This is a genomic window from uncultured Gimesia sp., from assembly GCF_963976445.1.
Classification (GTDB): domain Bacteria; phylum Planctomycetota; class Planctomycetia; order Planctomycetales; family Planctomycetaceae; genus Gimesia.
On record NZ_CAXBKP010000047.1, the window covers coordinates 1 to 13,025 of the forward strand.

The following is a 13,025-nucleotide window of genomic DNA, read 5'->3' on the forward strand; positions in this document are numbered from 1 at the left end:
GCTATATGAAAGCCTTACTCAGACAGAAATGTCAGAGTAAGGCTTTTTTACGTACCTTACTAATGACGAATCTAAAACTTTGTGGTGTATTTCAGTTGATAAGCGATTTATTTATCTGTTCTATTGTTGATATGTATATTGATGAGGATGACTGACATATTTCGTGGTTTCTGACATAGATTGATTTCAGTATGCCAAGTGAGACAGATTTCACCGATCTCGAAGTTCATACTTTAGATTCTCTTTGTAATGAATTGGTGAGTGGTCGCGGAGTACGATATGGGGAAAAAGGGGATGTGCTGCAATTAAATTCAGGTAAGGCACGCTCAATATTAACTTGGTACATTAAAAATCGTCAGAAGTGGCACGGCCAAAATAAAAAAGAAGATGTTGAAAGCATTGTCAAACAACTTGAGGTTGAGCCTCCTGATCTCCCGCAACCTCAGTCTTTAAAAAGGGAGTCAGATAAAGAAAAGTGGCACTTAAAAAAAATCAGAGTAAATGAATTTGGAGGAATTCATAGAAATGAAAAAGTAGCAGAAAAACCAACCATTTTTGAATATGAGTGTGAAAAAAAACTATCAGTTTTTGAAGGGAATAATGGGGCAGGGAAAAGTTCACTTCTTTCAGCTATATGCTGGTGTTTAACCGGCCAGATATATCGTTCTCAAAAACAGCCAGAAGATGGGGCGTCAGGCTTCGATGTATGGCTTTCAGACGATTTAGTCGGAAAGACAGAATCTAGCAAATATCAAATAGCGAAAATTACACCAATTCCTTCTGCAGAAGTATTGCAAAGTAATAAGGAAAAAGAGCTACCAATCAATACGTGGGTAGAGTTAATACTTGCAAATGAAAACATGACGAAGGAAGTGACATTAAAGAGATCGTTGCAACGGAAGAAAAACGGAAAAAAGATAATCGAAGAAAAACCTGACTTTTCGAAATTAGACCTAATCCCTATAGCACGCGAAATTGGCACACGTATCACTGGCCAGATTCCATATTTGCAGCTCGAACAGAAAAATGACCTTAGTAGTGCGATTGCTCAATTGACAGGTTTTAGTGAATTAAAACTTCTGGTTACACACGCACGAAAATCAAAAAATAAATTAGATAAAGCTCTCTCTGACGATCGCGATCAAGAAATTGAAAGCATCGACATAGACTATGGAAATGAAGCGGAGAATCTCGCTAGGATTTTTCAGAGTAATCAAGAGCGTTTTGAAAAATACAAGATACCTCATCCAGCCGACATAGAATGTGAACTGGAACTAAAAAATCTCACTCAGGAATTCACGTCGCATCAAATAAAAGCACTTGAAAAAGCTGAAGAAATTCTCGGTGAAGTATTTGATCCAGAGGATACGAATCAACGCAATGACTTAACAGATAATATAACACCTGCGATCTCGCTACTAAAATTCACAGATCATTCAACCCATTTAAAAAGCTTAGACAGGCTTTTTGCTTTAGAAAATATTTCAGATGAAACTCAGGAAGAAATAATCTCTTATTTAAATCAGCTTGCAGAGCAATTAGCGGAAATATCAAGTTTATCAGAGAGGGATGAACTAACAGCAAGGGTTCGATTGTATGCTAAGCTTAGTTCTTGGATTAAAGAGCAAGGGGGTAAGTATCAACTCTCAGAAGAGTGTCCGGTATGTAATACAAATATGAGAGGCTTGGAAGACCCCGTTACTGGTGGTCTAGTATTAGATCAAATCCAACATTTTTTAGAAAATGAAGCACACCATCTAGAGCACTCTGTCGAGCAATGGAGTCAAGCTTCAGCCAATTCTTTATTGTCAATGTTAGGTGCGGTTCCAATTGAAGCACAAAGTGTGTTGCCTAAACATCCTGGCGAGTTAGTTCAAAAAGCTCTCGTTGAGGAATTGTATGTGCTTAGAACCTTTTCAGGTTCTCTGTCATCTTTGAGGATTGCGACACAAGCACTCTGTCAAAAACATCTTTCAGGACTAGAACGTTTTGATGAGCCAGTAGTACCAGACTTGTTCAGCACAAAACTTTCTGAAGAAAATATTTTGCGACAAACTGTAAAGCAGGTTTATCGGGTACTTGAATACCAGAAGTGGTTTCGTATTCACAAGACTAAAGTTAAATATGCATTAGATTCTATCGTTGGAAATGAGGAATCGATTGAAGCACAGGTAGATGATTTCGTCGTAACTGAATTTTCAACTATCTTGCAACGATTGACGGTACTTAAAAATCTTATCACCTCACAAGAGCCGCTTCGGTATGCAGTAAGTCATACGCAAAAGTTAACAGGGATAAAACAAAAACGGAGTCGTCTGGAACATAGCAAAGGATTGTATCAACTGGCTTCGGTCGAGATTGAAAAACTATTTTGTCTCGATGAATTGGTAAATCAGCAGGTTGCAAGTGTAATGCAGCCTTTGTCTGATAATACCATTCGACTCAAAAAAGAGATGTATAAACCATCTTATACGAATGCACCTCAGGTTGAATCTACAAAAGTTCAAGAAGATTCGAGTTTAGCTATTCACGCAAAATTTAGTGGTACAAGTGCGGAAGCCCATCATTTTTGTAATGCTTCTGATCTTCGTGCGACCTTAATTTCATTGATGTTTTCTTTTTGGATGCACTTAAAAGAATCGCACAGTTCATTATCTATATTCTTATTAGATGATATTCAAGAGTTATTCGATTCAACAAATAAATGGAGATTGGCAGCAGCGATCTCGAAAATGGTAAAAGATGATGCGAGAATTATCCTGACGACAAATGACCCAGAGTTTGCAAAAAATATTTGTAAAGCAGCAGGTGATATCAATGTGGATCACAGGCAAATATTACCTGCTACTGGGAATCATCAAGTTCTAATTTTAAATGAATCAATTACACAAATAATTAAAAAAAGAAATCATTTTGAGAAACATGAAAATGATCATCAAGCAGCTCAAGAATACCTAAATTCTTTAAGGATATATCTTGAGAGTTGTTTGAGTTATTTTTTTGATTACCCGGTAAATAATCTACCAGAAAAACCCACTTTTGCAAATTATTACACTGCCATTGTTGAAAGAGTGAAAGAAGGTGCTCTGGTTTTTTCTAGCCAAGTATTTACAGAATTGATTCGAGAGCCTTCACTTCAGTCTGGCAGTGAAATTTACAGATTGTTGAACGAGTCTCATCATCACAATGCCGTTCGTATTACGTATAACGAAGTGTATGAACTTAAGGATGAGTTGAGAAAAATAACAAAACTAGTTGAGTTTGCTCGTGAAGAATATGAGAGGTGGATTAGAAGAGAACCGCCTCTTGAGAATTTAAATGAAACTGTTATAGAGCTAGAAAAATATAACTTGAGTTTGCATGTACCCTTAGTTGCTTCTCTAGCTGCGTCCTCAGGAGATAGGTCGAATGAGAGTGAAAATGAATCAGAAGAATTCTATTCTCCAGAGTGGTTAAGGAACCATGCAATATTTTTTAATAAAACTGACAATATGGGATTTGCTGCAAGGCCAAATACACGTTTATTGGTTGAGGCTAGTAATTCAATCCCAGAGGATCAAAGCTGGGTAATCGCTAAGCATCAAGAAAAGTATCTTGTAAGAAGAGTTATTCATACGGAAAATCATTATGAAATGGTAACTTTAATAGGAGAATCTAGTGATCCCACTCGCCGGTGCCCTCCGCTGCATTTGAGAAAGGACGAAGTGTTGTTATATAAAGTGGTGGGAGTATTGCTGGATGATTCGTCAGATTTCAGAAGAACGGATTCAGATGCTCTTCCAGATGATAAATGTAAGATTTTAGAAAAGGTCGAAAAAGCATTCAGCCTTAAAGGAACAAGTGCTTTACCTTTGGCTTTGGAAGGTCAAATATTGCTAGGAGGTAGTAAAATATTGCCGTCCGAATATTCTGAAAGGGAAGGTTGTATCTTAGGATTAGGGACCAGTGATGGAGACCTTTTTAAACGAGTTGGAAAGCAGTTAAACTTACCTAATGGCGAACACGTACGACAGTTTGATTCGATTGGAGGGATAGGAGAATCGTTCATTCTACGAACTGAAGAGTTAGAGGATGATCCGTATCATTATATTCCTTTGATTGAAAGCGCTACGGAGATCCTGGGGGTGATTTACGAGGAATGGAGTTGAAAGAATAAAATGCTACTCATCAATTTTATTTTTCTTCTAAGTGAAATAACCCTTAATAGCCCATTCCAAAACTCCTTTATCCACCTCCACCTCTCTGCTGGACATCCTGTTTGCATTCTGTCATGCTGGATACTAGCGAAAGTCTGTTGCAATCATGAATCCAGGAGACGATGGAAATGAGTCATCACTTAGAGAATCATTCCCCTGACGAAAACCATTCTGTGTCACGCAGAACGTTTCTCCGCGAAGCGGGTACAGCGACCGCGGCGGGGTTGGCTGTGGCGCCTGCTGTCTGGGCTGGTGCTGGAAACAAGGCTGATACGTTGCGCGTCGGTCTGATTGGATGTGGCTCCCGCGGTTCTGGTGCCGCGGTTAATGCAATGCAGGCCGATTCGAATACACAACTTGTGGCGCTGGCGGATATTTTTGAAGACAAACTCAAAGCGAGTGCCGCACGGATTCAAAAATCGATCGGCGATCAGTATGCCGTCGAGCCGAGTCAGGAGTTCGTCGGCTTTGATGCCTATGAAAAGTTATTAAATACCGACGTCGATGTCGTGCTGCTGACCACGCCTCCGCACTTTCGCCCCGCTCATCTGAAACGCGCGATCGAAGCCGGCAAACATGTCTTTGCTGAAAAGCCGGTCGCCGTGGATGCCCCCGGCGTGCGTTCGGTGATGGAAACCTGCCGACTGGCGAGACAGAAACAGCTTTCGATCATGTCGGGCCTGATGCTGCGTTACAGCAAGGCCATGCAGGAAACGGTCAGCCGCATTCATGACGGTCAACTGGGAAAGATCGTGACTCTGCAGACCAACTACAATATCAATGGTCTCTGGTCACATCCCCGCAAGCCCGAATGGAGTGACATGGAATGGCAACTGCGCAACTGGTATTACTTCACCTGGCTCTCGGGCGGCCAACTGGTGGAACAGCACGTGCATGGACTCGATCTGATGTCCTGGGTCATGCAGGAAGAATATCCGGTCAAATGTTTCGGGCTGGGCGGCCGACAGTCGCGGACCGATCCGCTCTACGGCCACATCTTTGATCATCATGCCATCTGTTACGAATATAGCGGCGGACAACGTTGTTTTGCCTTTTGTCGCCAGCAGGATGGCACCGACATCAACACGTCGCAACATGTGTTCGGCGAAAAGGGAACCGCCGATTTGAATCGGAATACACTCAGCGGTGCGAAAACCTGGCGTTACAGCCAAGCCCGCGGCCGCAAGAAAAATGGAGTGCAGGATCTGCCGTACGTGCAGGAACATGCGGCTTTGTTCAACAGCATTCGGACTAGTTCGCCACTCTGCAATGGTGAGTACGCGGCGAAAAGTTCGCTGATGGCCATCATGGGACGCATGGCCTCGTACACCGGAAAAAGCGTGACCTGGGAACAGGCCTGGAATTCCCAGGAAGATCTGATGCCACCGGAATACACATTCGGACCGTTACAAGTCGCCCCCGTCGCCTTACCCGGCAAGACTAAGTTTTATTAAGCCGAGTAACGAGACAGAACTGGCTGGGTTTTGTGGGGCGGTGATGCCGATGTCGATTTTTGCTACCACGAAAGACACGAAATGCCGGTTTGCGCCGTTTCACTGCTGTCTTACAAAGGCATGAGATGGCTGATACGTTCGCTCAGCAACTCGCTTAGATATCTCCTTAGCTGACGGGCCTTGTTGTGGCCAGCTCATTCCGGTATTGGGATCTTGTTTCAAATTATTTATACTTCGGTATGCGTCAGTTTTTCGTTTTATCAGAAGACAGAAAGGATGTTGTCGAATGGCCCCGCTATTGGAAACAAAAAACGCTGTGCGGCGTCTATTCTGGACAGCACCATTATTAATTCTGTTTGCTTTGCATAACGCGTGGGCTGGTAAGCCTGATGTGACGGTCTCTGCTGATGGCCCTTTTTCGACGCGAGCATATGGTAAAAGCGAAGGCATCTATGTCAGTGAATTACTGGTTTCCGGAAAAACGTTTTGGAAACTGGATCTGAATGTTCCAGATCTAGCTAAGGTACGGTGTCTCGATACCAGTCGGCACGATGATGAATTTAACATCGGCTTGACGTTTGTGTTTCCCGGCAAACCTGGTGATCGTAAGGTTCGCGTGACCGCCCGGCTGCTGGATGAATGTGGAAATATTCTGCAGAGCCGGTCACACATCTGTGGTGATGCCCGGAATCTTGCGGCTAATCAGTATTTCGGCTTTAGCATGGCGCCGGCCCGATATAATTCAGAAGCATTGCGTTTTAAAGGTTGCGCGCATCTGCCGATTCAGCGGGTTGAAGTGACTTTAGCCCCAGTGAAATAAGTCGGACTGGCAGCGATTTTTAAAAAATGGCGAACCGTTCATTTTTCCGTGATATTTCTTTCTGGTTCACGCCTTTGACTCTAGCTGACTGATTTAGCCCGAAAACGGTTTCGGAAATACGTCAGTTGTTTGACGTAAAGTGAGTCGCCGTTTTATGTTTGAGGGACCCGCCGATGAAACTTGTTGAAGCGATGCCGACGTTTACCCGGTGGTATCAACGTCTGATTGACTTGCCCCGCCCCCCTTACGTCGCGTTTCTGGTGGCGTGTGTGATCGCGACGGCGGTTGTGCCCGTTGCCTTCAGGTTGGCGGGATCCAGCTTCGCCTCGGTTCTGGTCTTGTATCTGTTTGTTCCTCTCTGGTTGCCGGTGGTGGCGGGAGATCTGGCGCTGCTGTTCTGGAGTGAGAAGCAATGCCCGTTTCAACCATCGCTTATGTTGCGTCTGCTCATTCTGACGCTGGTGATGAAAGGCTTCTATCTGATTTTTCAATACCGACATCCATCTGCGACGGCTCATGAAGAGGTAATGAATGAAGTTGTCATTATGAGTCTCTGGGGGGCCCAGTGTGTGCTGTTGTTGATCCTGGAGCCGGGACTGCGCTGGGTGTTAAGGCGGCGGAACATTTCGGTATTTATCGCTGTCTGAATGAAGTCGACGACTGTGAAGAGCGGACGAAGTGAACCTGCTCCCGTTTTAGTTTGTCGTTACGGGAATCATAAGAAAACAAGCATAAAATCATCTTAGAAGCGAAGCAGGTCTTCTCAACAGAAAGAATTAAACATGAGTCAGGTTAAGGAAGATTTTTCCAGGTATCCGTATTATTTAATCATCGATCTGGAAGCAACGTGCTGCGATCAACGGTCTGTTCCCCGCAATGAGATGGAGATCATTGAAATCGGGGCGGTGATGGTGGAGCGTGATTCGCTGTCCGTGGTCGATGAATTTCAGACGTTTATTCAGCCGGTCCGGCATCCGCAATTAACGCAGTTCTGTACTGAGCTGACGTCAATTCAGCAGTCCGACATCGCCGCTGCACCGCTGTTTCCGATAGCGATAATTCGCATCCAAGGGTGGCTGGCCTCGTATGAGGCGGCCCTGTTCTGTTCCTGGGGCGATTATGACAAATCTCAGTTTTTACAGGACTGTCATTACCACCAGATTCCGTATCCCTTTCCTTCTGACCATCTCAATCTCAAAAAACAGTTTTCCCTGTCTCAGGGTTATCCTAAAAATCATGGAATGGCCCGTGCTTTGAAACTGGCGGGGATCCCTTTAGAGGGAACGCATCATCGAGGCATTGATGATGCCCGCAATATGGCAAAGTTGATGCCTTGGATTATGGGGAAGAAATAGTGGTAGACTAAGTGTCCTGCATTGCGTTATAGAGGAATGTCGCCAGAGTTCTGCTCACTTCCGCTGTTTTTATATTATCAGGGAGATGGTTCGCGGTCCGATCTGCAAAAAGGAGGAAGTTATTCAGAGGCATTATTTGCTTTCGTCTGACTGACCGTTTATAATGAACTGTTCATAGGTTCTGGGCCAAACTGCCTGTTTGACAGCGGATTCATAATTGACTTCGTTGCTGTCAGGGTAGAAAATAGATCTTAAGCTAATACCATTCGCAAAGCCACTATTGAAATTAAAGTCCCATCACAACTGCATCAGGCTGGGAAACGATAATCATATTAAGGGAGTTATCGATGCGCAACACAGTTCCGAATTCCAAGCACTCATCTCGCCGTGGATTTACTCTGATTGAGTTATTAGTGGTGATGGCGATTATCGCTTTGCTGGCAGCGATGCTGCTGCCTGCCATCCAGCGTGCAAGAGAGGCCGCCCGTCGTACTCAGTGCATCAATAACCTGAAGCAATTGAGTCTAGCGGCTTTCAACTATGAGAGTTCATTCCGCTGTTTTCCCTCAGGCTGGATTGATGGGACCGAGTTAGATACGAATGGTGCTCCCGTTACTTCTTTCGCGAACGCAAATGTGGCATTTCCCGAACCCGTCATGTTCCCTGTCCGCGGTGCTACCGCCCAAGGCCCGGGCCAGCAGTATCGATTGACCGAGTGGGAACTTTCTCCGTTTTGGGGTTGGCAAGCGCTGATTCTGGCAGAAATGGATCAGGGGACCGTCAATATTAATTACAACTTAAGCAAGTTTTCGGATGACAGTAAAAACGCCAGTACGGTTGCCATTGCGAGTTATATTTGTCCCAGTGCAACGATGCCTTCGAACCGTCCCCGAGGTTTGGGGTATTCCAGCTACCGAGGAGTGGGAGGACGCCTGGAAGGGTTTACCGGTTACGCTCCTTTCACCGCTAACTTTCAGGGAGGGGTGTTTGGTAACAACAGTGCCACCAAACTCAACGATATTTCAGACGGGCAGACCAACACACTGATGTTTGGTGAATCTTCCTTTGGTTTCTGGGCAGACAGCCATAGTGCTGTATCAGGATTTGTTGAAGCGAGTGACGGTTCTACATATCATGGTAATCAGAATTTTGATGGGACACCGGAAGTGACTCAAGCGTTCCACCTCACGTTTGGTTCCCGGCACGATGATTTAGCTCATTTTGCCTTAGCCGATGGTTCTGCAAAATCGATGGCCAAAAATATTGATACCAATCTCTTTCGCCAACTCTGTATCCGAAACGATGGAGAACGGGTTACAGGAGAGTGGTAAACTCTAAGAGTGACTCTAAGTAAGCAGTCATTTGTTGATGATCATAGATCAGGCTCGGTCAAAGGGGAACGCGATGACCTCTTGTAGCGTCTGTTTTCCCAGCGCTAACATAACTAGCCGATCAACACCCAGAGCGGTGCCCGCGCAGGCGGGTAAGCCCGCTTCCATCGCCTGCAGAAGATAACTTTCTGCAGGCAGTGCAGGGCGATGTTCTTTTTCTCTCAGGCTGGCTTGTTGTGCGATGCGTCTCCGTAATTCAGCGGCATCCGTCAGTTCGTGATAGCCATTGCAGATTTCCATTCCCTGCAGATACAGTTCGAATCGCTCGGCGACTCCCTCTGGTCCTAGCTTGTCATCATGGCGAATCCGTGCCAGCGCGGCTTGCTGGGGAGGAAAATTATACAGGAACACAGCCCCGCATTGGTTGAGTGCGGGCTCGACCAATTCCACCAGCAGTAAGTTCTGCCAACTCAAACAATCTGTGGTATCGAAATCGCAGGGAACCGAAATTTGATGCTGCAGCGCCGTCTGTTGAAATTCTTCTGCCGTTGACGTCAACGCAGACAGGCCTGCGTATTTCAGAAACGCGTCTTCGTAACTGAAACGTTTAAAGGGCTGCGAGGGGAGTTCCGGTCGTGTACTCTGATCAGAAAGGGAAGCGGCCGTCTCAAATACTTGCCGCACGAGTGCTTCAACAAACGTCATCTGGTCGTGGTGCGTTTCTTCCAGCCGATACCATTCCAGCATGGAAAATTCCGGGTTGTGTCGTTCCCCGCGTTCGGCTTGTCGAAAGGTGTGCGTGATCTGATAGATTTGATCCGCGCCCGCCGTCAACAGCCGCTTCATGGCAAACTCGGGTGAGGTTTGCAGGTAGCGTGTTTCCGGTGGTACGTTCGCGTCAGAACTCTCACATCCCTCCTCGGAATGCCAGCCGGCAGTAAAAGGGTCGATATAAGCATCAACCACACAATCGCGGGATAGAATGGGCGTTTCTACTTCCCAGTAGCCTTGTGCTTCAAAGAACGCACGAATTGCCTGCAGCAGACGACTGCGTTGCTGTAATGTTTCCATTGATGCGCTGGGAAGGTATTCCGGGATGGGCTGATTCATAATCAGAGACGCTGTTTCAATAAGAGAAGGCTGAGTTTCAGTCGTTGCTGTTGGCGAACCGTTTCCGAATGGCTTCAATTCGTTTGCGGTTTGCTCCCAGGTCGGAATAACCCACACGAGAAGCAGATCGAACGTGAATCACATTCTGACGCGAATCGACCAGGAACTCAACATCATCGACAAATCGAAAACCGAGCGAACAGAATTCTGCTCGCAGATAATCTTCGTCCTGACGAACGATCTGGCATCCGCGTTGCGTGCTGAGAATTTCCGTTAAATGCTGTAATGCTTCCGCTTGGGAACCGGAATATGTCAGGGGTGCGATCTCATGTGGGGGAGACGCGTCTTGGGAACAGACACAATTGGGTGAGTCAGGGCAAGGGCTTAAGCGTTGATCGACGATCCCTAAATTCGTCGGGGGACTGCTCAGAGTGTTCCAAAGAATAATGCCGAGATAGGCAGCCAATAAAAAAGAGACGCACCAGAAAAGAATCATTTTTCTAATACGCCTCCTGTTGGATGTTGCTTGATCTGGAGTGGTTATTGGTCTTTGTCCTGTTCAGGATCAGAGAACTCACGTTGGTTCTCTTCCTTGGTAGTTGAGTCGCCCCGATTGCTCTTAGAACGGGCACTTTTCATTAACTGTTCTTCCAGTGATTGTAGCTCGTCCTCTTCTGCAGACAACTGTTCTAACTGCTCTTGAATCCCTTTGATGCTATTTAACGTGTCTACCGGAGGCGTCTCCGTCTGTTCTGCTACGGTTTCCAATTTCTCTGCCTGTTCCATCGATTCTTCTACGATGCCAGCACCAGCCACTGTTTCAGTTTGGTCTGGCAATTTTGACAGCGGTTTCTTTTTTTCTGGGAATAATCGCTTTGCCTCTTGATAGCCTCTCTGGAACTGGGCAATAGAAGCAATGCTGACCGCTAACGCAGCCCATTTAAAAATTCCCAGGCTATTCGCGCCCCAGAACCATTCCGCGAAGATAATAATGGTTGTTAAAACGCAAACCCCCATTAACACGCCTTTAAACACAAGGTCGGTTTTCTGATGTTTCAACGAATGCCGGGCAATTGCCATCCGGGCGGAATAGTTGGCCACATCCCGGAAGGAATTCATGGCGTCACGGACTGCGTCTTTGTCTTGGGAGTGAGTGGGGGCTTTCTTTAATGTTTCCAGCTTTTCTTCCATGGACATGCTGGCTGAAGTGGACTGATCCCCTGGCAGGCTGTCGGTTACCAGGCTGGAATTCGTTTCTGTTTGTGAGCTTGATTTCGGATTGACTGTGGTCGAAGAGTGACTGGTTTTGGGCTGAGCTGATGCAGATGTGCCGTTAGCTCCCGATTTCTCGCCGCGGGAACGTTCCAATAATTTTTCCATGTAAGCGGCGATGGAGTCGGAATCATCTGGGGCTGCCGCTTCAAGTGTGTCTTCCTGCTCCGTTGTTGCATCAAGCTCAATTATCTGTTCTGGCTCTGCGGAATTCTGGCCAGGGGTCTGTCCCGAATCGATTGTTTCAGGGGCAGGGTTTTTCGTAAATAAATCGAGTAAGCTGCCAGACTTTGCTGCCGGTTCTTCGTGGGTTTCCGGCTCGTCACTTGATGAGTCTTTCATGAACGACTCTAGCAGAGAACCGGTCGCCAGTGGTATTCCTGCTTCCGCTGAATCAGGTTCCAGGCTTTCAGTCTCCGAGGCAGGGCTGGTTGACATTTCTTTCGGATTCAGTCCTACTTCTGCCATCAGGCTTTCACGCTCGTCTAACTCCTGCTCACGAAGTTGAATGATGCGTTCACGATCTTCAAGTTCTCCCTGATTATTTTGAATTTGTATCCGCTGTGATTCCAGATTGTCTCTCTGGCGACTGATCTCTTCACGATCAATCATCAGTTGATCATGATCCAGCGACAGCTTCTCTTTATCTTTGGAGATTTCATCAAGCGTTGACTGCTGATCCTGGTTGCTTTGTTCCTGCTCTGGTGCTTGTTGTTCCTGTGCATTGAGTTGCTCTGACTGACTTTTTAACTCTTCCTGTTGCTGTTTCAGTTCAGCACGTAGTTGCTCCAACTCTTCCCGTTGTTCTGTCAGCCTGTCCAGTTCAAGTGATTCTGCCTTCTGATCGAGTGCTGCGTCGGTCGTTTTTTCTATCTTCATTTCCTGCTCGCGGGCTACCAGCTGCTCCTCCCGCTCCGTCAACTCCTGCTTCTGCAGATCCAGTTCTGACTGATACTGCTCCAGGCCCGTCTGCTGCGCAGCGAGTTGCTCGCGTTCGGTTTTGAGTTCTGCGAGTGCTTTCTCAGACTGTTCGTTTTCAGTGGCTTTTGATGCCTGTTCTGACTCCAGCGTAGATTTCTGTTGGTTGAGTTCTTCGCGAAGTGATTCGAGTTGCTCCGATTGCTCTGCCAGTGCTTGTTCCCGTTCCGTCAGTTCCTGTTTCTGTAGATCCAACTCTGACTGATACTGCTCCAGGTCCGTCTGCTGCGCGGCGAGCTGTTCCCGTTCTGCTTCGAGTTCTGTGAGTGCTTTCTCAGACTGTTCGTTTTCAGTGGCTTTTGATGCCTGCTCTATTTCCAGTGTGGATTTCTGTTGGTTGAGTTCTTCGCGAAGCGATTCGAGTTGCTCTGATTGCTCTGTTAGTGCCTGTTCCCGCTCTACCAGTTCCTGCTTCTGCAGGTCCAGCCCTGTCTGCTGCGCGGCGAGCTGTTCGCGTTCTGCTTCGAGTTCTGTGAGTGCTTTCTCAGACTGTTCGTTTTCAGTGGCTT

The 13,025-nt window shown here is 46.2% G+C and carries 9 protein-coding genes; 6 read left to right on the forward strand and 3 right to left on the reverse strand.

The window, feature by feature from the left end:
- Positions 1-191: 191 nt before the first annotated feature.
- The 6 genes from AAC022_RS26530 (at position 192) to AAC022_RS26555 (ending at position 9,156) form a co-directional block, all read left to right on the forward strand.
- Positions 192-4,148, forward strand: coding sequence for an AAA family ATPase (locus AAC022_RS26530; protein WP_339736235.1), 3,957 nt, complete (start codon positions 192-194; stop codon positions 4,146-4,148).
- Positions 4,149-4,324: 176 nt separating this feature from the next.
- On the forward strand, positions 4,325-5,650 hold the full coding sequence (locus AAC022_RS26535) for a Gfo/Idh/MocA family oxidoreductase (protein ID WP_339736238.1): 1,326 nt from the start codon (positions 4,325-4,327) through the stop codon (positions 5,648-5,650).
- Between the two features lie 286 nt (positions 5,651-5,936).
- Positions 5,937-6,470, forward strand: coding sequence for a hypothetical protein (locus AAC022_RS26540; RefSeq protein WP_339736240.1), 534 nt, complete (start codon positions 5,937-5,939; stop codon positions 6,468-6,470).
- 173 nt (positions 6,471-6,643) lie between these two features.
- Positions 6,644-7,117 (forward strand): hypothetical protein, encoded by a 474-nt coding sequence (locus tag AAC022_RS26545; protein WP_339736242.1) that lies wholly within the window; start codon positions 6,644-6,646, stop codon positions 7,115-7,117.
- Between the two features lie 135 nt (positions 7,118-7,252).
- The gene (locus AAC022_RS26550) at positions 7,253-7,825 is read left to right on the forward strand and encodes a 3'-5' exonuclease (RefSeq protein WP_339736244.1); all 573 of its coding nucleotides are present in this window, start codon (positions 7,253-7,255) and stop codon (positions 7,823-7,825) included.
- Between the two features lie 347 nt (positions 7,826-8,172).
- Positions 8,173-9,156: a DUF1559 domain-containing protein gene (locus AAC022_RS26555; RefSeq protein WP_339736246.1), complete on the forward strand. Its 984-nt coding sequence runs from the start codon at positions 8,173-8,175 to the stop codon at positions 9,154-9,156.
- Positions 9,157-9,204: 48 nt separating this feature from the next.
- On the opposite strand, the gene epmA is transcribed toward AAC022_RS26555, so the two are convergent.
- The 3 genes from epmA to AAC022_RS26570 all read right to left on the reverse strand — a co-directional run.
- Positions 9,205-10,266 (reverse strand): EF-P lysine aminoacylase EpmA, encoded by a 1,062-nt coding sequence (epmA, locus tag AAC022_RS26560; protein ID WP_339736249.1) that lies wholly within the window; start codon positions 10,264-10,266, stop codon positions 9,205-9,207.
- 37 nt (positions 10,267-10,303) lie between these two features.
- Entirely contained in the window at positions 10,304-10,762 is a 459-nt protein-coding gene (locus AAC022_RS26565) for a DUF1499 domain-containing protein (protein WP_339736251.1), read from the reverse strand.
- Positions 10,763-10,806: 44 nt separating this feature from the next.
- Positions 10,807-13,025, reverse strand: a 2,219-nt coding sequence (locus AAC022_RS26570) for a hypothetical protein (protein ID WP_339736253.1), incomplete at its 5' end; no start/stop codon positions are given.

Bases quoted from the DNA above. Each gene is read 5' to 3' on its own strand.
- AAC022_RS26530 (WP_339736235.1), top strand. From the start codon at position 192: ATGCCAAGTGAGACAGATTTCACCGATCTCGAAGTTCATACTTTAGAT.
- AAC022_RS26535 (WP_339736238.1), top strand. From the start codon at position 4,325: ATGAGTCATCACTTAGAGAATCATTCCCCTGACGAAAACCATTCTGTG.
- AAC022_RS26540 (WP_339736240.1), top strand. From the start codon at position 5,937: ATGGCCCCGCTATTGGAAACAAAAAACGCTGTGCGGCGTCTATTCTGG.
- AAC022_RS26545 (WP_339736242.1), top strand. From the start codon at position 6,644: ATGAAACTTGTTGAAGCGATGCCGACGTTTACCCGGTGGTATCAACGT.
- AAC022_RS26550 (WP_339736244.1), top strand. From the start codon at position 7,253: ATGAGTCAGGTTAAGGAAGATTTTTCCAGGTATCCGTATTATTTAATC.
- AAC022_RS26555 (WP_339736246.1), top strand. From the start codon at position 8,173: ATGCGCAACACAGTTCCGAATTCCAAGCACTCATCTCGCCGTGGATTT.
- epmA (WP_339736249.1), bottom strand. From the start codon at position 10,266: ATGAATCAGCCCATCCCGGAATACCTTCCCAGCGCATCAATGGAAACA.
- AAC022_RS26565 (WP_339736251.1), bottom strand. From the start codon at position 10,762: ATGATTCTTTTCTGGTGCGTCTCTTTTTTATTGGCTGCCTATCTCGGC.